We start from the raw sequence: 20,622 nt of genomic DNA, 5'->3' as shown, positions 1-20,622 counted from the left end.
CTTGCATGTGTTAAGCACGCCGCCAGCGTTCATCCTGAGCCAGGATCAAACTCTCCGTAAATGTTTTACAGACACAATGCCGGGGCCAAGGAAAATTAGCCGCCAGGCACTGCACTAAATTCGAAACCGGCTAAAAAAACCGTTCCAAACCCACGGGGTGGGCGGACACGGTCGATTCAACCAATCAAAATAAATTGGTATCAATAAACTTGGCACACTATTGAGTTCTCAAACAACAGACTGCTTCCGGCACCGGCAGGCTGATCTGCGAAGATCTAAGCTCTGCGTCGCTCCGGAGCAACTTTTCTATCTTAGCCACACTGACTTGGTAGTGTCAAACCGGCCGTTTGCCTGTCCGGCGAACCGGAGGAAGACCAGCTTCCCAGACTCACGACTGCTCGATTACCTCGTTCAGCGCGGGTATTTACTCTAGCACGGTTTGGGCCGGGCTGCGCACACCGTGGGACGGCGCAGCCCGGCACCCCGCAGGATAGGGAAAGTCCCCTACTTTCGCGGGACCAGGTACAGCACACCCAGCGGCGGAACCGTCAGGGTGGCGGATGCCGGCTGGCCGTTGCACGGACCTTCGACTGCCTGCACTACACCCATGTTGCCTACACCGGACCCGCCGAACTCGGCGGCGTCGGTGTTCAGCGCTTCCACCCATTCACCGGCCCACGGCATGCCGAGCCGGAATTCCTGATGGGGTGCTCCGGCGAAGTTGGCAATGCAGACCAGCGGATTGCCCTGATGGTCCCAGCGGATAAAGGAGAGCACGTTGTGCGCGCCGTCGTTCTCATTGATCCACTGGAAGCCGGCCGGCTCATTGTCGCGTTCGGAGAGAGCCGGGGTGGCACGGTAAATCTCGTTGAGCTGCTTCACCATCAGCTGGACGCCTTTATGCTGCGGGGTGTCCGTCAGGTACCAGTCCAGCCCGTACTGCTCGGACCATTCCGCCTCCTGGCCGAACTCCGTGCCCATAAAGATGAGCTGTTTGCCGGGGTGGGCCCACTGGAACGCCAGGTAGGCGCGAAGATTGGCCAGCTGCTGCCAGCGGTCTCCGGGCATTTTCCGCAGCAGTGATCCCTTTCCGTGCACCACTTCGTCATGGCTGATGGGCAGCAGGAAGTTCTCGGTGTACGCGTACACCAGGGAGAACGTGAGCTTGGCATGGTGGTAGACCCGGTTGATGGGATCCTCGGCCATGTACTGGAGGGTGTCGTGCATCCATCCCATGTTCCACTTCAGGCCGAACCCGAGACCGCCGGTGCTGGTGGGGCGCGTGACGCCCGGGAACGCCGTGGACTCTTCGGCGATCATCACAATGCCCGGGACCCGCTTGTAGGCGGTCGCGTTGACCTCCTGCAGGAAGGAGATGGCCTCGAGGTTTTCCCGTCCGCCGAAGGCGTTCGGGCGCCACTGGTCTGCCGGCCGGGAGTAGTCCAGGTACAGCATGGAGGCGACGGCGTCGACCCGCAGGCCGTCGATGTGGAACTCCTCGAGCCAGTACACGGCGTTGGCAACCAGGAAGTTGCGGACCTCGCGGCGTCCGTAGTCGAAAATCAGTGTTCCCCAGTCCGGGTGTTCACCGCGCCAGGGGTCGCCGTGTTCGTACAGCGTCTGCCCGTCGAACTTCGCCAGCGCCCACTCGTCCTTGGGGAAGTGCGCCGGCACCCAGTCGAGAATGACGCCGATGCCGGCCTGGTGCAGGGTGTCCACGAGATAGCGGAACTCGTCCGGATGACCGAACCGTGCAGTGGGGGCGAAGTAGGAGGTGACCTGGTAGCCCCAGGATCCGCCGAAGGGGTGCTCAGCAACGGGCATGAATTCCACGTGGGTGAAGCCCTGCCACTTGACGTACTCCGCCAGCTGGTCTGCCATTTCCCGGTAGTTCAGGCCCAGGCGCCAGGAGCCCAGGTGCACTTCATACACACTCATGGGTGAGTTGTGCGGGTCGTGGGCGGCGCGGGCTTCCATCCACTCGGCGTCGTTGAACTCGTACTTGGACTCGACCACGCGGGAGCCCGTCAGCGGCGGCACTTCGGTGCCCTTGGCCATGGGATCGGCCTTTTCGCGCCACACTCCGTCGCTGCCCAGGATCTCGTACTTGTAGCGGGCTCCGGGCTCAACACCGGGCAGGAACAGTTCCCATACGCCCGAGCTGCCCAGGGATCGCATGGCATTGATCGTGCCGTTCCAGGCGTTGAAATCGCCCTTGACCCGGACAGCCTGCGCGTTCGGTGCCCAGACAGCGAAACTGACGCCGGAGATATCCCCGAGCACCGAGTTGTAATGGTGCAGGTTGGCGCCGAGGACGGTCCAGAGATTCTCGTGCCTGCCCTCGCCGATCAGGTGCAGGTCCATGTCGCCCAGCGACGGAAGGAAACGGTACGGGTCATCAAAAAGCTGGGGCTCCCCGCCGTCGTAGGTGACCTCCACCCGGTAGTCAGGAACCGTTCCGGGCGTCTCAGCCGGCAGGGTTCCCACCCAGATGCCGTTGTACTCGTGGCTCAGCGGCACCCGGTGTCCGGGGGTGATAGCCGTGACCTCCCGGGCCAGCGGACGCAGGGTGCGGATAGTCACGGTTCCGGACTCATCCAAGTGGGCGCCCAGAATGGCGTGCGGCTGGTAGTAGCGCCCTTCGGAAACGGCCTGCAGCACATCTTCCGCCACCTGGATCGGGCCCGTGGACACCGGAGCCGCAGTGGGCGCGGCGGCCGGAGCGGAAGGCTGCACCGTGGCGTCTGCCGCCTCGGGATCTACGGTGGCGGAGGTGGACCGCGGCTTGCGTGGCTTGTTCACTGTGCTCTCTTCCTGGCTTTCGTTTGCTCGCCGTGCATTGTCCGCCTGCGCCAGGATCTGGCGGGCGGCAGCCGCCGGCACGCTGATCCAGCGCGGACGGTTTCGAATCTCGTACACAACTTCGTACAGCGCCTTGTCCAGCCACAGGGCCAGGAACAGCGGGTCGCTGCGGTTAATCGCGGTACCGGTTTCCTTTTCGTACCCGCGGAGGAAGGCGTCCGAGGCGGACGCCGCCCAACGGTACGCCGCTTCGTTGCGCTGCTGCTCGTCTCCGCCGGCAGCCTGGTCCCCGTCGATCAGCGCAACCCCGGCTGCGTAGTCGATGGAGCGGAGCATCCCCACCACATCGCGGAGCGGGGCGTCGGGAACACTGCGCTCCGCTGCCGGCCGCAGCGGTTCACCCTCGAAGTCGAGGATGATCCAGCCCCGTTCCGGTACGCGCAGCACCTGGCCGAGGTGGTAGTCCGCATGGATCCGCTGCAGGTTCGGCAGGACCTGCAGGTTGTTGACCTGCTGCAGCAGGTACTCGACGGCGTCGTCGAAATCGCCCACCGTTTCACCGGCCTCCGCCCATTCCCAGCGGATCCGGGAGGTCAGCGAGTCAAGGAACTCCTCGCGTTCCGCGGCCGTGGGCGGGCGGCTGCCAAAGGCGACCGCCAGCTGCTGGTGGATACGGCCGGTGGCAGCCCCCAGCTCCTCAGCCTCGGCAGTAAAGTCACGGCCCGCGAGTGCTGCCGCGGACGCGGTGCGCCAGGCGTCCTCGCTACCGGGGAAGAATTCCCGCAGCACCGACAGATGTCCGGTCAGCCAGGTATCCCCGGAGCCCGCATCCGTCCAGGAGCCGGTAACCCAACCGTAGGTCGCCGGGACGTCCACGGATCCGACCTCGGTAAGCCGGGCGCTGACTTCGACGTCGGGGCTGATCCCCGCGGCAACCACCCGGTAGAACTTCACGATCAGCGGCGCTTCCGGGGCGGTCACAATCACCGAGGTGTTGGACTGTTCCCCCTTAAGTACCTTGGTGGGCAGCGGCTCGGTAAACGGCTCCCAGTCGGGGAAACCGTCCTGGCCGAAGCCGTGGGTGTGCCCGTCCAGCGAGGATGCCTGCGAACGCATCAGCTCCAGCCATGCCGTGACGAAGACCGGGTCGGCGGTGGCATCGTAAAGCCACCGCTCCCCCAGTTCCTCATGGTGTGCCCTGCCCAGCAGCGCACCCTCCAACTCGGACGCCGGCGCGGACCGGTAACTCACCGGGACGCTGATGACATCCCTGCGCTCCCCGGAGACGACGGCGACCAGGTGGACTTCCATGCCTACCTGGCCTGCGGGGTCTTCGAGCCGGATCCCGCCCACCCGCTCCAGCAGGACGTCCCGCCCCTTGGCCGGGAACCATCGTTGCCCGGGCAGCCAGGATGTGAGCAGTTCGGGCAGGGACGGGGTCAGCTGGGTCATTTCCGTGCGGCCTCCGAGATCGGTATGAGTGGGATTGCTTCGGTCTGGGGCGAGGACGTATCCGACTTCGTCGAGCGCAGGCGCAGCCAGTAGAAATCGTGGCTGCCCAGGGTCAGGGTCAGGGAACCGTCTTCACCGATTGTCGGGAAGAGCGTCCCGCCGAATGCGTCCCGCAGGCCGCGGTTGGCGAACTCCGGCAGCTTCATGGTCGCGGAGATCGGATGCTGGGAGAGGTTGAAGATGCACAGCATGGTCTCCCCCACCTCCCCTTCCGGGTTGTTGTCCGGAAGTTCGCGGACGAAGGCCAGGGCTGCCTCGGCGTCGGTCGGAACGTTCCGGTAGGAGCCGAGTCCGAAGGCGGGATGCGAGCGGCGGACCATGATCATCTGCCGGATCCAGTGCAGCAGCGAGCTAGAGCTGGCCAGCTGCGCCTCCACATTGACGTGGTTGTAGTGGTAGACGAGCGACTGGACCACCGGCAGGTAGAGCTTGCCCGGATCAGCCGTGGAGAACCCGGCGTTGCGGTCAGGGTTCCACTGCATGGGCGTCCGCGAGGAGTCGCGGTCCTCCAGCCAGATGTTGTCCCCCATCCCCAGTTCGTCCCCGTAGTAAAGGAACGGGCTGCCCGGCAGTGCCAGCAGCATGGCGTGGATGAGTTCGATTTCCGAGCGGGAATTGTCCAGCAGCGGGGCAAGCCGGCGGCGGATGCCAATGTTGGCGCGCATCCGCGAGTCCGGTGCGTACCAGCCGAGCATGGCCTGGCGTTCCTCGTTGGTGACCATTTCCAGCGTCAGCTCATCGTGGTTGCGCAGGAAGGTGCCCCACTGTGCGCCCGGCGGAATGTCCGGGGTCTCCTCCATGGTCTGGATAATCGGGGCGGCCTTCTGGTCCCGCAGCGCGTAGAACAACCGCGGCATGATCGGGAAGTGGAAGCACATGTGGCACTCGTCGCCGGTTTCGTCGCCGAAGTACTCCACCACTTCGTGCGGCATCTGGTTCGCCTCGGCGATGATCACGCGGCCCGGGTAGTTCTCATCCACCATGGTCCGCAGGTCCTTGAGGAACCGGTGCGTGGCAGGGAGGTTCTCACAGTTCGTTCCGTCTTCTTCGAAGAGGTACGGGATCGCGTCGGCCCGGAAGCCGTCGATGCCCTGGTCCAGCCAGAACCGGACGACGTCGAAGATGGCCTCGACCACCTTGGGGTTCTCAAAGTTCAGGTCCGGCTGGTGGCTGAAGAAGCGGTGCCAGAAGAACTGCCGGCGAACCGGATCGAAGGTCCAGTTCGATTCCTCCGTGTCCACGAAGATGATCCGTGCGTCTTCATACTTCTCATCCGTGTCGGACCAGACGTAGAAATCGCCGTAGGGACCGTCAGGATCGCTGCGGGATTCCTCGAACCACGGGTGCTTGTCCGAGGTGTGGTTCAGCGGCAGGTCGATGATGACGCGCAGTCCACGGGCATGGGCTTCGGCCACGAGGCGCTTGAAGTCACTGATGGTGCCGAATTCGTCCAGGACGTCGTAGTAGTCGGAGATGTCGTAGCCGCCGTCGCGCAGCGGCGACTTGAAGAACGGCGGCAGCCACAGGCAGTCGATACCCAGCCACTGCAGGTAGTCCAGTTTTTCGATCAGGCCGCTGAAATCGCCTGACCCGTCCCCGTTGGCGTCCGCGAAGCCGCGGACGAGTACCTCATAGAAAACGGCCTTGCGGTACCAATGCGGATCATTGGTCAAGCCGGGTGCGTGCAGTTGAAACGGGTTGGGCACTAGGAGTTCCTCCGAACTGACAGGATGTGCGCGGGTTCAAAGTGGGCATCGAGCCGGACGTAATTGTGGGCTCCCCAGCGCCAGCTTTGTCCGCTGATCAGGTCGTCCACCCAGAAGGTGCCGTCTTCGTTCAGGTCCCGGGGGTCCAGCTGGAGGGCATCGAGGTTCAGCGAGACGGTGGATTCGCGGGCGCTGTGGGGGTCCACGTTAACCACAATAATCAGAGTGTCCCGGCTGGTCGGATCGCCGGGGCGGGTCTCCTTGTGCTTGGAATACACCACGGTGGCCTCGTCGGTGCTGCTGTGCACTGTGAGGTTTTCCAGCTCGCCCAGGGCAGGATGCGCCCGCCTGATTTCGTTCAGCCGGGTGATGTACGGGGCCAGGCTGCGGCCCTCTGCTTCGGCTGCTGCGAAGTCGCGCTGCTTGTATTCGAACTTTTCGTTGTCGATGTACTCCTCGGCGCCGGGCCGGGCCACGTGCTCGAAGAGCTCGAAGCCTGCGTAAACGCCCCAGAGCGGGCTTCCCGTGGAGGCCAGCACGGAACGGATCTTGAACGCCCCGGGGCCCCCGTACTGCAGGAACTCGGTAAGGATGTCCGGCGTGTTCACGAAGAAATTCGGGCGGAAGAACGCCGAGGACTCGTGGGAAATTTCGGTGAAATAGTCCTCGATTTCCTTGCGGGTGTTCCGCCACGTGAAGTAGCTGTACGACTGCTGGAAACCGGCCTTCGCCAGGGCGTGCATCATGGGCGGCCGGGTAAAGGCCTCAGCGAGGAAGATCACGTCCGGATACTCCTCATTAACCGTGGCGATCAGCCATTCCCAGAACCGCAGCGGTTTCGTATGCGGGTTGTCTACCCGGAAGATCCGGACGCCGTGGCTGATCCACAACCGGACGATCCGCAGGATTTCCCGGGACAGGCCCTCATAGTCATTGTCAAAGTTCAGGGGATAGATGTCCTGGTACTTCTTCGGCGGGTTCTCCGCATAGGCGATCGTGCCGTCCACTCGGGTGGTGAACCACTCCGGATGGCTGGTCACCCACGGGTGGTCGGGTGATGCCTGCAGGGCCAGGTCGAGGGCGACCTCAAGGCCCAGTTCCCGGGCGGTGTCCACGAAGGCGTCGAAATCCTCGAAAGTCCCCAGATCCGGATGGATGGCGTCATGGCCTCCCTCGGCAGCGCCGATGGCCCAGGGCGAACCCGGATCCTGCGGACCTGCGACCAGGGTGTTGTTCGGGCCCTTGCGGTGTGTGGTGCCAATCGGGTGGATCGGCGGCAGGTAGATGACGTCAAAAGCCATATCCGCCACGCGCTGCAGGCTCCGGGCAGCGGTGCGGAACGTTCCGGAGGTCCACTCGCGGGTGGAGGGGTTGAACTGTGCGCCTTCGGAGCGCGGGAAAAACTCGTACCAGGCGCCCCGGCCGGCCAGCTCCCGTTCCACGCGGATCGGGAAACGGTCGGAGCTGGTCACCAGGTCACGGATCGGATCCCGCTTCAGCACGGCCCGGACGGCGTCTGTCCCGGCGGCGGCGAGCCGTTCGCCGACCTCGAGCCCGGTGTCGGCGAGCGCCTGGGCCGTAGTCCGGAGAATGTCAGCGTCTGTACCGGTGCGCTCGGCAGCGGCGGCGCTGAACAGCTGGTGGCCTTCGGTCAGCATCACCTCGACGTCGACGCCGGCGGCAATCTTGACCTCGGCATTGTGGTGCCAGGTGGCGTAGAGGTCGGCCCAGCCTTCCACCGCGAAACTCCAGTTACCTGTGCCTTCCGGCCGCAGCATGCCTTCCCAGCGGTCCAGCCCGAGGCCCACCGGGTGCATCCGGTTCCGTTGGACGACGTTTCCCTCGGGGTCGTAGAGGACGGCACTGGCACCTACCAGGTCATGCCCTTCACGGAACACGGTGGCGCCGATGATGAGGTCTTCCCCGGGCACCGCTTTGGCGGGGAATCGGCCGTAATCGAGAACGGGGGACACATTGGTGATCGGAATCCGGCCAAACCGCAGGTCCTTCGAGGGCAGATCTTCTGGTGTCAATGCGCTGGATGTGGTCACAGACTAGACGTTAGCGAGAATTCGGACAGAATGCTAAGGCAACGTACTTTTTCCCGTATCGCCGCAGGTCGGGCTCGGTTTGTCCCGGTTTTCAAGGCACCCGGCCAATTCGCCGTTTTTTGTCCGTCATTTCGGTTTATCCGGCCGGTATGTGCGCTAGCGTAGCCCGGGTGAAGGCAATCCGCAGATTTACGGTCCGAACTGTCCTCCCAGCCAGCATCGCCCCTCTTGGCCAGCTGGCGTCGAACCTGCGCTGGTCCTGGCACCAGCCCACACTTCGGCTATTTGAGAGCCTTGATCCCCAGGCCTGGCGCGCCAGCGGCGGCGACCCCGTGAAGCTGCTGGGGACGGTCAGCAGGGACAAGCTGGAAGCCATCGCCCGCGATGAGCACCTGGTCTCTGTCATCTCCGACCTGGGCAGGGATCTGGATCACTATCTCCACGATCCGCGCTGGTACCAGAATCTCGGCGAGGACGCCCCGCAGTCCATCGCCTACTTCTCCCCCGAGTACGGGATCAGCGCGGTGCTGCCACAGTACTCCGGCGGTCTGGGCATTCTGGCGGGTGACCATTTGAAGGCGGCCTCCGACCTGGGGCTGCCCCTGGTCGCGGTTGGGCTGCTGTACAAGGCCGGCTACTTCAAGCAGGCGCTTTCCCGCGACGGATGGCAGCTGGAAACCTATCCGGTACTGGATCCCAACGGACTGCCCCTGACCCTGCTGCGCGAGGAAGACGGCACACCCGCAAAGATCACCCTGCCGCTGCCGGACAACCGTCAGCTCTCCGCGCAGATCTGGCGGGCCGACGTCGGGCGCGTGCCGCTTCTGCTGCTCGACTCCGATGTCATCGGCAACGACGACGCCGCCCGCGGCATCACCGACCGGCTCTACGGCGGAGGCGGCGACCACCGGCTGCAGCAGGAACTGTTGCTGGGTATGGGCGGGGTCAAGGCCCTGCGCGTCTATCAGCGGCTCACCGGAGCCCCCGCGCCCGAGGTATTCCACACCAACGAGGGCCACGCCGGATTCCTGGGCGTGGAACGGATCCGCGAACTAATGGACCAGGGCATGACGTGGGAGGAGGCACTGACTGTTTCCCGTGCCTCCACGGTGTTCACCACCCACACCCCGGTGCCGGCCGGCATCGACCGCTTCGAGCAGGCACAGATCCGCCACTTCCTGAATGCCGGCCTGGCGCAGTCCGTGCCGACCGACAAGATCCTGGGGCTGGGTGCCGAGAATTATGACGGCGGGGACCCGGGCAAGTTCAACATGGCAGTGATGGGGCTGCGGCTGGCGCAGCGGGCCAACGGTGTGGCCAAACTGCACGGGGAAGTCTCCCGGGAGATGTTCTCCGGCCTCTGGCCGGGCTTTGACGTCTCCGAAGTGCCGATCACCTCGGTCACCAACGGCGTCCACGTTCCCACGTGGGTTGATCCGGCGGTGACGGAGCTCGCCAGCGAGAAGTTCGGCGTCGCGACCGTGCATGACCGTGACTGGGGCCGGGCCTACGAGATCGAGGACCGGGATCTGTGGGATCTGCGGCGGAAGCTGCGCAGCAACCTGGTCGAGGACGTCCGGCAGCGGGTGAAGCATGCCTGGCGCAAGCGCGGTGCGTCCGACGCGGAGCTGGCCTGGACGGACAACGTGCTGGACCCGGATGTACTGACCATAGGCTTTGCCCGCCGGGTGCCCACCTATAAGCGGCTGACGCTGATGCTGCGTGATCCCGCCCGGCTCAAGGCCCTGCTGCTGCACCCGACCCGGCCGATCCAGGTGGTGGTGGCAGGCAAGTCGCACCCGGCCGATGAACAGGGCAAAAAGATGATCCAGGACCTGGTCCGCTTCACGGATGATCCCGAGGTTCGCCACCGGATTGTCTTCCTGCCCAATTACGACATAGCGATGGCCCGCACCCTGTTCCCGGGCTGTGACGTGTGGCTGAACAATCCCCTGCGACCGCTGGAAGCCTCCGGTACCTCCGGGATGAAGTCCGCGATCAACGGCGGGTTGAATCTCTCCATCCTGGACGGATGGTGGGATGAGATGTACGACGGCAACAACGGCTGGGCGATTCCCTCCGCCAACCCCAGCAAGGGCACCCGTACCCGGGAGGTCTACAACGCCGACCAGCGCGACGACATCGAAGCTGCAGCGCTGTATGACCTGCTGGAAAACGCGGTGGGGCCGCTGTTCTATGGCAAGGAACCGCCCGCGGAGGCCGGTTCCGCGGGGCCGTCCGATCCCTCGGCGGATTCCCTGCCGCACGAATGGCTGGAAATGGTCAAGCACACGTTGGCGGACCTCGGACCGAACGTGTCGGCCTCCCGGATGCTCAAGGACTACGTCAACCGGCTCTACCGCCCCGCCAGTTCAAGCGGCCGGGCCATGGCCGCGAACGGTTATTCCGCGGCGAAGGAGCTGGCCTTGTGGATTACCCGCGTGCGTGACGGCTGGTCGACGGTACAGGTGGAACACGTGGATTCCGTGGGTGTCAGCGAAAACCCGCAGATCGGCGACAGCCTGACCGTACTGGCCTATGTGTCCCTGGGCTCGCTGCGTCCCGAGGACGTCAGCGTGGAAGCTGCTTACGGGGTCGTGCTGGAAAACGACAAGATCAGCGACCACCAGCTGCAGGTGCTGTCCCCTACCGAAGACCTGGGCTCCGGCAGGCATTTGTTCAAGGGAACCATCCGGATTGAGCAGGCAGGACCGTTCGGGTACACCGTGCGGGTGCTGCCCACGCACTCCGGCCTGGCTTCCAAGGCGGAACTGGGGCTCGTGGCCAACGCCTAGCGGCCCGTGTCCGGGGCGCGGCGTTTCCGGCCGACGCCCCGGCCGGACGCGGGCAAAGCAAACCGGCGCTAGGCGCGGTAGAAGCTCACGGCGTTCGCCGGAACGGTATCCATGTCCCCGGCCTGGAGCAGGGCGCCGCGGCGGCTGTCCTCGCCGGCGCCCGGGACATACCCGGTGGAAAACAGGAGCTGATAGCCATGCTCCGCGCCGTGCGGATCGGTTCCCGGGCGTGGATCGGTTCCCGGGCGCGGATCGGTTCCCGGCTGCGGATCGGTGCCCGCCACCGGGTCGATGCCCGCGTTCCGGCGTGCCGCTGACAGCGCATCGGCGTCCGGCAGCCGGATCTCCGCATCGGAAAGTCCGCCGTTGATGACTATCGATCCGTTCAGTGCCCCGTCGCCGGATCCGATCAGCACCTGCACCAGCCGGCAGTTCGGGTCATTCCACTGTTCCGGGGTCATCGGCTGACCGTCCTGGTCAAACCACAGCAGGAAGGACTGCCGCGGGTCGGCCGGGAAGCTGTAGGGCTGGCCGGCCAGGTATTCGCGGCGCAGGCGCAGCAGGCTCCGAGTGGTCGAGAGCATCCGCCGGCCGTCGTCGTCCAGGTCCCAGTGCAGCCAGGAAATCTCATTGTCCTGGCAGTAGGCGTTGTTGTTTCCGCGCTGGGTGCGGCCCCGTTCGTCTCCCGCGGTAATCATGGGCACACCGAGCGACATGGTGAGCGTCGCCATGAGGTTGCGGGCGGTCAGGGCGCGGGCGGCGTTGATCCGTTCGTCGTCAACGGGGCCTTCGGCGCCATGGTTATAACTGCGGTTTTCACCGGTTCCGTCCCGGTTCTCTTCGCCGTTGGCCTCGTTGTGCTTGCGTTCGAACATGGTCAGGTCCGCGAGGGTGAACCCGTCGTGTGCCGTGACAAAGTTGACGGACGCCAGCGCCGTGCGGCCCGATTCGGCAAACAGATGGGCCGATCCGGCCAGCGCCCCGGCAATCCGGGCCAGGGACCCGCCCTCTCCGCCACCGGCAATGGCTGCCTGATCACGGAGCCAGAAGTCCCGGACAATGTCGCGGAAATGGTCATTCCAGTCGGCCCAGCCCGGCGGGAATCTGCCGGTCTGCCACCCGTCCGGGCCCAGGTCCCACGGTTCGGAAATAAGTTTGACGTCCTGCAGGACGGAGTCTGCCGCCACTGCAACCAGGAAGGGGTGGCGCGGATCGAACTTACCCTCGGCGTTGCGGCACAGGGTGGGGGCCAGATCAAAGCGGAACCCGTCCACCTGGAATTCCTGCACCCAGTACCGCAGTGAGTCCAGGGCAAGCTGGACAACGCGCGGCTCACTGAAATCCAGGGTGTTGCCGCAGCCCGTGGTGTCCAGGTACTCGCCGCCGGGTGCGTGCCGGTAGTACACGGCGTCGCCCAGCCCGCGCCAGCTCAGCGCCGGCTGCTCGGCGCGCCCCTCTGCGGTGTGGTTGTAGACCACGTCCAGGATTACCTCGATGCCGGCCTCGTGCAGGGATTTCACCATGGCCTTCACTTCATCCTGAACGGCCTTGGCACCGGCCTTCCGGGCAGCTTCGGTGGCGTAGCCGGTGTGCGGGGCGAAGAAACCCAGGGTGTTGTAGCCCCAGTAGTTGCTCAGCCCCAGCTCCTGCAGGTGCAGTTCGTCGATGTGGAAATGCACCGGCAGCAGCTCCACAGCGGTGATGCCGAGGTCCCGGAGGTAGTCCACCATGACCGGATGCCCCATGCCGGCATAGGTTCCCCGGAGTTCCTCGGGGATGCCGGGGTGCAGCATGGTCTGCCCGCGGACACTGGCTTCGTAGACCACCGTGTCCCGCCACGGGGTGTGCGGCCGCTGCGAATTGCCCCAGTCGAAGCCGCTGCCCGTGTAGACGGAAAAATAGAGCGGTTCCCCGCCGGGTTCACCGGTTTCCTCAATGCCTCGCCCATAGGGATCCAGCAGCAGCTGGAAGCTGCCGGGTTCACCTGGCAGCTCCTTCCCCCGCGGCCAGAAACCGTACCGGTGGCCGTGCCTGAGCCCATGGACCCGCCCGTGGTGAATCCCGGGCACCGTGTCCACCAGCGGCGCCGACGCCCAGACTCCGGGGGAGGTCTCGAAATACACATCCACTGCGGGCAGGCCCGGGGCGTAGACGGACACGTTGACGGCTCCGGGAACGTCCGGCACACCGGGAACGGTATGCCGGACGCCCAAGGGAAAGGGCCGCGAGTCCCGCTGTGATGCGGTGCCCGCGGCAGTTCCGGTGATCACGTGCGCCATGTTGCCCTTCGCTGCTGGGGCTCCGTCCGGATTAGGCGGAGCGCTGCCGGGAAATCTCGTACAGAGTGATACCGACAGCCATGGAGGCGTTGAGGGACTCCATGGCGGAGTCGATCGGAATGGAGACGATCTGGTCGCAGTTCTCGCGGACCAGGCGGGACAGGCCCTTGCCCTCGGAACCGACCACAATGCAGATCGGTTCCTTGGCCAGCACGATCGACGGCAGCGAGACATCGCCGTCGCCGTCCAGGCCGAGAACGAAAATGCCCATCTTCTTGAACGTCTTCAGGGTGTTGTTCAGGTTGCCGGCCCGGGCCACCGGAACGCGGACGGCTGCACCGGCGCTGGTCTTCCAGGCCGAGGCGGTGACGCCCACGGCGCGGCGTTCGGGCACGATCACGCCGTGCGCGCTGAAAGCGGAAGCGGAGCGGATGATCGCACCGAGGTTACGCGGATCGGTGATGCCGTCCAGGGCCACGAACAGCGGCGCGTTGCGGATGTGCCCCTTCTTCCAGGCTTCGATGGTCTCCGAGGCCAGGTCCGTGGGGTCGGCGTATTCATACGGCGGGATCTGCAGGACCAGGCCCTGGTGCACGGCCTCGTTGGTCATGCGGTCCAGTTCCGGCTTGTGGGTTTCCATCACCGGCAGGCCGCGCTCCGCGGCCATCTTCAGGGATTCGCGGACACGGTCATCCATGTCGATGCGCACGGCAACGTGCAGGGCCTTGGCGGGGATGCCTGCCCGCAGTGCCTCCACTACGGAGTTGCGCCCGGTGACGACCTCTTCGGCGACCTTGCCGCGGACGTTGTTGCCGCTACGGCCGCCGGCGCGGGCATCAGTGCGCTTGGCGGCGGAACGCTCCGCGAGCTGCTTGTTCTTGAACGCCTTGTGGTAGGGGCGGTCTTCAGCCTTGGGTGTGGGGCCCTTACCCTCGAGGGCCTTGCGGCCGAGCCCGCCGGTACCGCCGCTGGGACCCTTCTTGGCTTTGCGCATTGCGCCGGGACGTCCATTGTTGGCCATCGGTTACACCTTTACTAGAAGAAAGCATTCTCTTCCAGTTTACGCAGTCCGCAGCCGGGTTGCCGGACAACGGCCGGACAGTGCCCCCAAAGCCGGGCAGGACTCAGGCAACACTCCAGGTTGCGCCGTCCGCAGTGTCCTCCACGGTGATGCCGGCGGCCGCCAGGGAATCCCGGATTGCGTCGGCCCGTGCCCAGTCCTTTTCCGCGCGGGCCTGCCGGCGCTCGGACAGGCGCTCCTGCACCAGGGCATCCAGGGCGGCGTCCGCCGGGCCCGACGCCGCTGCTGCTCCGGCCGTGTCATCCAGGCCCAGGACGGAAGTCATGTTCAACACCGCATGGAGCGCGTTCCGGGCGGCGTCCTTATCGTCCTCAGCAAGAGCCGTGTTGCCGGCGCGGACGGTCTCGTGCAGCACAGCCAAGGCCTGCGGCACGTTCAGGTCATCATCCATGGCGGCAGCGAAAGCGTCGGGCATGGCGCGACTGTCCAGGACAAAGCCGGAATCCCCGGTCCCGTACACCTTGGCGCGGGCCTTGGCGATAAACCCGTCGATGCGTTCGACGGCGGCCGCCGCCTCCTGCAGGGACGTGGGCCGGTAGTCGAGCACGGAGCGGTAGTGCGCCTGGCCGAGGTAGTAGCGGACCACGCGGGGGCTGGCCTGTGCCAGCATCTGCGCGGGGCTGACGGTATTGCCGACCGACTTGGACATCTTTTCGCCCTCGAAGGTGACCATGCCGTTGTGCATCCAGAAGTTCGCGAACCCGTGGCCGGCGGCCTGGGACTGTGCCATTTCGTTTTCGTGGTGCGGGAAACGCAGGTCCAGTCCGCCGCCGTGGATGTCGAATTCGGTGCCGAGGTATTTGGTGACCATGGCCGAGCACTCCAGGTGCCAGCCCGGCCGGCCGCGTCCCCACGGGCTGTCCCAGGCGGCCGTTTCCGGCTCTCCCTCCTTATGGCCCTTCCACAGCGCGAAGTCCCGCGGATCCCGCTTGCCGCGCGGGCCGGCGTCGGGCGCCGCCTGCATGTCATCGATGCTCTGGTGGGTCAAGGACCCGTACTTCTGCCAGGAGCGCACGTCGAAATACACGTCGCCGGAGTCATCCAGGGCCGGATAGGCGTGGCCGCGTTCAATCAGCGCGGCGATCAGCGCATGCATTTCGGGGATGTGTCCGGTGGCGCGCGGTTCGTAGGTGGGCCGCTGCACGCCGAGGGTGTCGTAGGCGCGGGCAAACTCCTGCTCGTAGCGGTAGGCCAGCGCCCACCACGGTTCGTCCGGGACGACGCCGTCGCCCGGCTGCGCCCCTACGGAGTCGGCGGCCTTGGCCAGGATCTTGTCGTCAATATCCGTCACATTGCGCACCACCGTGACGGCCAGGCCGCGGTAGCGGAGCCAGCGGGTGAGCTGGTCGAAGGCGATGGCGGAACGGATGTGCCCTACGTGCGGCAATCCCTGCACGGTGGCACCGCAGTAGTAGAGGCTGGCCTTGCCTTCCACCAGGGGAACGAAGTCCCGGACCTGCGCTGTTGCCGTGTCATAGAATCTCAAGCTCACTGCTCTAGGCTAGCGGAAACCCCGCGTGCGCAGTCAGTCGCGGGGCGCGGCGGGAACCGGGGCAACGACGGCGGTGGCTACTGCGGCGATTCCCTCGCCGCGGCCGGTGAAGCCCAATCCGTCGGTGGTGGTGGCGGAGACGCTGACCGGTGCGCCGGCCGCCTCGCTGAGGACCGCTTCGGCCTGGGCGCGGCGGGGGCTGAACTTCGGCCGGTTGCCGATCAGCTGCACGGCAATGTTCCCGATCTCAAAGCCGGCGTCCCGGACAATCCGTGCCGCTTCGGCCAGCAGGACCGTTCCCGGGGCACCGGCGTATTCCGGCCGGTCCGTGCCGAAATGCGTGCCAAGATCCCCCAACCCCGCTGCGGAGAACAGGGCATCCGCTGCTGCGTGGGCCACCGGGTCGCCGTCGGAATGCCCGGCAAGGCCCCGTTCGCCCTCCCAGAGCAGGCCGGCAACCCACAGCGGGCGCGGGGCATCCTCCGGGGCGAAGGCGTGCACATCGACGCCGATGCCGGTACGGGGCAGGACCATGGTCATATCTCCTCGCGATGGCCGCCGGCAAGGATCGCTTCCGCGAGCACCAGGTCCAACGGGGTGGTGATTTTCAGGGACAGCTGTGAGCCCTCGACCACGAAGACGTCGATGCCCAGGGACTCGGCCAGCATGGCGTCATCGGTGACGGCGGCGGCCTGTTCCGGCGGAAAGGCCAACGCGGCCTCGTGCGCGCGGCGCAGCAGGTCCGCGTCGAAGCCCTGCGGGGTCTGCACGGCGCGCAGCCGCGAACGGTCCGGCGTTCCGGTGACCCGGCGGGCGGCAATAGTGTTCTGCGGCGCCGGCACCGGGGCGGTGTCCTTCACCGTGTCCACCACGGGCACTGCCGGAATCACCGCGCGGGCACCGGCGTCCAGGGCTGAGGCCACGCGGCGGAACACCCCGGGAGGGGTCAGCGCACGCGCTGCGTCGTGAACCAGCACTGCATCCAGATCTGTGGGCAGGAGGGCCAGCGCGGCCCGTACGGACTCGGGCCGGGTGGCACCGCCGTCGACCGTCACCACGGTGCCGGCAAATTCAGGTGCAGCGCAGATGCCGCGCATCAGGGTATCTCCGGCGGGCACGGCGACGACGACGGCGGCCGCTATCTCCGCTGCCTGCACGGCGCGCAGCGCGTGGACGAGCATTGGTTCGCCGGCAAGGGGGACCTGGGCTTTGGGCACGCCATAGCCAAGGCGCTGGCCGGAGCCGCCGGCCACCACAATGACGCCGATGCGCGGCTGGGGGTTGGTAGGTGAGGGCACGATTCCAGCCTAATGCCCCGGCAGGGGGCCTTAAACAACAATTGCCGGCCCCCTGGGGACCGGCAATCGCAGGAAAATTCTCAACTGCCTAGCTTGCGAGAACCTCGTCAAGCACGGCCGCTGCCTGGTCTTCATCCGTTTTCTCAGCAAGCGCCAGTTCCGAAATCAGAATCTGGCGTGCCTTGGCGAGCATTCGCTTCTCGCCTGCGGACAGCCCGCGGTCATGGTCGCGGCGCCAGAGGTCGCGGACGACCTCAGCCACCTTGACGACATCACCTGATGCGAGCTTTTCCAGGTTTGCCTTGTATCGGCGCGACCAGTTAGTGGGCTCTTCAGTGAGCTCGGCGCGGAGCACATCAAACACGTGCTCCAAACCTTCCTTGCCCACTACATCGCGCACCCCAACGAGGTCGACGTTTTCAGCCGGTACTTCAATGGTCAGATCACCCTGGGCCACCTTCAGCTTGAGATACATTTTCTCTTCGCCTTTGATGGTTCGCATCTTGATCTCTTCGATCTTCGCGGCACCGTGGTGAGGGTAAACAACTGTTTCGCCAACCTCAAAAACCATGTGGTCTTTCCCCTTTCCCGGCCCTCAGTTTAGCAGAGATGCGACACGCCGAGTAGAGTTTTCGCAGGTCAGGTATATCTTGGCCCTCCGTGTGGGTACCATGCAGCCTCACGCAGGTACCCCGAGGCCGCCGGCATTCACCGTCCCGCCCTGTCACTGCGGCCCGTAAAATCCAGTTTTTTACCCATTTGCCGATAGGCTAGGCAGCAAAGATAGCCTCAGGTCGGTAGACCGCAATACTTCAGGAGTTTGTGCTGTGAGATTCACACCCAAGAACCGGGTCCGGCGCACCGCTGCAGCCGGTGTCATCGCGCTGGCCATGCTGGGCTCGGCAGGCTGCAGCGCAGTGAACGATCAGGCAACGACTGCCCAGTATGCGCCTTCCGACGGCATTGTCGAGAACGTCGGCGACCTGCAGCTGCGCAACGTCCTGGTGGTCAGCGAAGGCTTCGGCGCGCAGGGACGGCTGATCGGCACGATCCTTAACGACTCCTCCGAGACGCAGTCCTTCACGCTTGCCGTGGGCGACTCCACCCTGCCCTGGGATCTGCCGGCCGGCGGGAAGGTCGTCTTTGAAGACGAGCCCCAGGAGAAGGTCCTTGTCCAGAAGATCGAGGCCGAGCCCGGCACCGGCATCGAGGCCCAGCTGAACCTCACCGGTGACAGCACCGAGCTGAACATCCCCGTGGTCAACGGTGACATGAAGGATTACGCGCCTTTCCTGCCCACCTCCGCTCCCACCGAGCCCGCTGCCGAGTCCACGGAGATGCCGACCGACTCCGCCACGGAGATGGCACCGGTGCCGGCCGCTACCGAAACCAGCAACGGCTAAGGATTCCTGTTCCCCGCACGGGGAAGAGTTGCCCGAAGGGGCCTGCGCTGCGGCGCAGGCCCCTTCTGCTGTCTTCGGGGAAGCGCGGGGTCAGGCTTCGAACTTGTACCCGAGGCCGCGGACCGTCACCAGGTGACGGGGCGCGGCGGAATCCGGTTCGATCTTCGCGCGCAGCCGTTTGACGTGGACGTCCAGGGTCTTGGTGTCACCCACGTAGTCCGCACCCCAGACCCGTTCAATGAGTTGGCCGCGGGTCAGCACCCGGCCCGCGTTGCGCAGCAGCATCTCCAGCAGCTCAAACTCCTTCAGCGGGAACTGCACGCCGGCGCCGTTGACCTGCACCACGTGGCGGTCCACGTCCATGCGCACCGGCCCGGCCTCCAGCGCCGCATCGGCGAAGTCGCCGACCTCTCCGCGGCGGCGCAGGACCGCACGCACCCGGGCCAGCAGTTCGCGCGAGGAGTAGGGCTTGGTCACGTAGTCGTCGGCCCCGATTTCCAGGCCCACCACCTTGTCGATCTCCGCGTCGCGGGCCGTCAGCATAATCACCGGGACGTCGGAGCGCTGGCGGATCCGGCGGCAGACCTCGGTTCCGGAGAGTCCGGGCAGCATAAGATCGAGCAGGATCAGATCGGCGCCGTTCCGCTCGAAGGCGGAGACGGCCTCAACACCGTTGTCCACCACCGCCACTTCGAAGCCTTCCCGCTCCAGCAGGTAGGACAGGGGGTCGCTGAAGGACTCCTCGTCTTCAACAATCAGGATCCGGGTCAAGCGGTGACTCCCTGCTCGAATTCACGGGTGTCAACAGGGTCCATTTCCGGCAGGCGGACGGTGAACGTGGACCCCTGCCCGGGGCGCGACCACAGATCGACTTCCCCGCCGTGGTTGGCGACAACGTGTTTGACGATGCTCAGCCCCAGACCGGTGCCGCCGGTGTGCCGTGACCGTGCTGAATCAATCCGGTAGAACCGTTCGAAGATGCGTTCCTGCTCTTCGGCAGCAATCCCGGGGCCCTGGTCCGTCACGGCCACCTGCGCCATGCCGTCTCTGGACTGCAGTCCGATCCCCACCCGGCTTCCCTCGGGGGAATAACGGATGGCGTTATCGATCAGGTTGCGGAACGCGGTGGTGAGCATGGGCGCATCCCCGTAGACGGCGGCGTCGGATGTCCCGCCGAGCAGAACCTCGATGTTTTTGTTCTCCGCGTTCAGCCGGTTGGCTTCGACGGCGTCTTCGAGCACGCGGGCCACGTTCACCGGCTTGGCGCGGTCCACAATGTCGGTGCTCTGGAGCCGGGAGAGTTCAATGATGTCCTGCACCAGCGCAGTGAGGCGGCTGGACTCCCGGCGCATCCGGCCGGCGAACCTGCGTACTGCTTCCTCGTCACCGGCCGCGTCATCCAGCGCCTCGGAGAGCAGCGAGATGGCCCCCACCGGGGTCTTCAGTTCATGCGAGACGTTTGCGACAAAATCGTTGCGGACCTCTTCGGTGCGCGTAATCTCCGTCCGGTCATCGGCCAGGATCAGCACATATTCCTCGCCCACGGTGGCCACCCGGACCTGCAGGATCAGCGCACCGTCCCCGAGCGGGCCCCGGGGCAGCTCCAGCCGGGACTCTTCGATCACCCCGTCACGGCGGACCCGCGCACAAATACCCAGCAGCTGCTCATTAACAATGGTGTGGCCGCGCACCAGTCCGAAGGCATAGGCGCCCGGGCTTGCCCGCACCACGCCGTCGATGGCGTCGGCAATGATGTAGGCGCGTCCAATGACGCTGAGCACCTCGGCGGCACCCTCGGGGATGGTGGGCTCGGAGACGTTGGCGAGGTCCCGGCGCTGGCGCTGGCTCGCGCCATAGGCCAGGACGCCGAAAGCACCCACGGCCAGGCCAAGCATGCCGGCCAGCAACGCCAGCAGTACAAGATTCACTCTCCTAGCTTAGGCATGTCTTCGCTGCGGGCAGGGATCCGGCGGTGGCTTTGCTTCGTCCGTTAAACTAACGTTCATCTAACGGGTCCGTGCGGTTAACCCCCGGCTGACATCCTGCAGGAGCGGCGTGGCCGTACTGCCCCGCTGATGTTCAGGATCCGCCGTTTCGAGAGGACGCTTCAGTGCGCAAGGTTTTTCAGGCCGAACTTCATCAGATCGGTGAGGAGTTGACCCAGATTTCTCAGTTGGTCACGGAGGCGATGCGGAAGGCAACG

The 20,622-nt window shown here is 65.4% G+C and carries 13 protein-coding genes and 1 rRNA gene; 2 read left to right on the top strand and 12 right to left on the bottom strand.

Annotated elements, in window-relative coordinates:
• From AC5RTS_RS16140 to AC5RTS_RS16125, 4 genes are all read right to left on the bottom strand, one after another.
• Nucleotides 1-61: ribosomal RNA gene (locus AC5RTS_RS16140) — 16S ribosomal RNA — on the bottom strand; the annotation flags it as partial.
• A 443-nt stretch (nucleotides 62-504) separates the two neighbouring features.
• Nucleotides 505-4,254, bottom strand: coding sequence for a 1,4-alpha-glucan branching protein GlgB (gene glgB, locus AC5RTS_RS16135; protein WP_493993026.1), 3,750 nt, complete (start codon nucleotides 4,252-4,254; stop codon nucleotides 505-507).
• The gene (treS, locus tag AC5RTS_RS16130) at nucleotides 4,251-6,020 is read right to left on the bottom strand and encodes a maltose alpha-D-glucosyltransferase (protein WP_493993025.1); all 1,770 of its coding nucleotides are present in this window, start codon (nucleotides 6,018-6,020) and stop codon (nucleotides 4,251-4,253) included. Before treS ends, glgB begins: the two co-directional genes overlap by 4 nt.
• Nucleotides 6,020-8,071: an alpha-1,4-glucan--maltose-1-phosphate maltosyltransferase gene (locus tag AC5RTS_RS16125; RefSeq protein WP_493993024.1), complete on the bottom strand. Its 2,052-nt coding sequence runs from the start codon at nucleotides 8,069-8,071 to the stop codon at nucleotides 6,020-6,022. The genes treS and AC5RTS_RS16125 overlap by 1 nt, the downstream gene beginning before the upstream one ends.
• 170 nt (nucleotides 8,072-8,241) lie before the next feature.
• Here AC5RTS_RS16125 and glgP point away from each other — a divergent pair, with 170 nt between their 5' ends.
• Nucleotides 8,242-10,866, top strand: a complete 2,625-nt coding sequence (glgP, locus tag AC5RTS_RS16120; protein WP_493993023.1) for an alpha-glucan family phosphorylase — start codon at nucleotides 8,242-8,244, stop codon at nucleotides 10,864-10,866.
• A 68-nt stretch (nucleotides 10,867-10,934) separates the two neighbouring features.
• Here the strand turns inward: glgP and glgX are convergent, their stop codons facing one another.
• The 6 genes from glgX to AC5RTS_RS16090 form a co-directional block, all read right to left on the bottom strand.
• Entirely contained in the window at nucleotides 10,935-13,145 is a 2,211-nt protein-coding gene (gene glgX / locus AC5RTS_RS16115; protein WP_493993022.1) for a glycogen debranching protein GlgX, read from the bottom strand.
• A 31-nt stretch (nucleotides 13,146-13,176) separates the two neighbouring features.
• Nucleotides 13,177-14,166, bottom strand: coding sequence for a 23S rRNA (guanosine(2251)-2'-O)-methyltransferase RlmB (gene rlmB / locus AC5RTS_RS16110; RefSeq protein ID WP_493993021.1), 990 nt, complete (start codon nucleotides 14,164-14,166; stop codon nucleotides 13,177-13,179).
• A 103-nt stretch (nucleotides 14,167-14,269) separates the two neighbouring features.
• The gene (cysS, locus tag AC5RTS_RS16105; RefSeq protein WP_493993020.1) at nucleotides 14,270-15,718 is read right to left on the bottom strand and encodes a cysteine--tRNA ligase; all 1,449 of its coding nucleotides are present in this window, start codon (nucleotides 15,716-15,718) and stop codon (nucleotides 14,270-14,272) included.
• A gap of 33 nt (nucleotides 15,719-15,751) precedes the next feature.
• Nucleotides 15,752-16,252, bottom strand: coding sequence for a 2-C-methyl-D-erythritol 2,4-cyclodiphosphate synthase (gene ispF, locus AC5RTS_RS16100; RefSeq protein ID WP_493993028.1), 501 nt, complete (start codon nucleotides 16,250-16,252; stop codon nucleotides 15,752-15,754).
• Between the two features lie 2 nt (nucleotides 16,253-16,254).
• A complete protein-coding gene (gene ispD / locus AC5RTS_RS16095) occupies nucleotides 16,255-17,019 on the bottom strand; it encodes a 2-C-methyl-D-erythritol 4-phosphate cytidylyltransferase (protein WP_493993027.1) in 765 nt (254 codons plus the stop codon).
• Nucleotides 17,020-17,104: 85 nt separating this feature from the next.
• Entirely contained in the window at nucleotides 17,105-17,587 is a 483-nt protein-coding gene (locus AC5RTS_RS16090) for a CarD family transcriptional regulator (protein ID WP_066300159.1), read from the bottom strand.
• A 256-nt stretch (nucleotides 17,588-17,843) separates the two neighbouring features.
• Between AC5RTS_RS16090 and AC5RTS_RS16085 the strand changes: the two genes are divergently transcribed.
• Nucleotides 17,844-18,419 carry a hypothetical protein gene (locus AC5RTS_RS16085; protein ID WP_493993019.1) on the top strand — a complete coding sequence of 192 codons (576 nt, stop codon included), beginning with the start codon at nucleotides 17,844-17,846 and terminating at the stop codon, nucleotides 18,417-18,419.
• Between the two features lie 90 nt (nucleotides 18,420-18,509).
• Here the strand turns inward: AC5RTS_RS16085 and AC5RTS_RS16080 are convergent, their stop codons facing one another.
• Nucleotides 18,510-19,190 carry a response regulator gene (locus AC5RTS_RS16080; protein ID WP_493993018.1) on the bottom strand — a complete coding sequence of 227 codons (681 nt, stop codon included), beginning with the start codon at nucleotides 19,188-19,190 and terminating at the stop codon, nucleotides 18,510-18,512.
• The gene (locus tag AC5RTS_RS16075; protein ID WP_493993017.1) at nucleotides 19,187-20,347 is read right to left on the bottom strand and encodes a sensor histidine kinase; all 1,161 of its coding nucleotides are present in this window, start codon (nucleotides 20,345-20,347) and stop codon (nucleotides 19,187-19,189) included. The genes AC5RTS_RS16080 and AC5RTS_RS16075 overlap by 4 nt, the downstream gene beginning before the upstream one ends.
• Nucleotides 20,348-20,622 lie beyond the last annotated feature (275 nt).

The organism is Arthrobacter sp. MDT1-49-2 (assembly GCF_059090185.1).
Note: the sequence above shows the minus strand (reverse complement) of the source record. Positions and strands in the feature narration are given on the sequence as shown.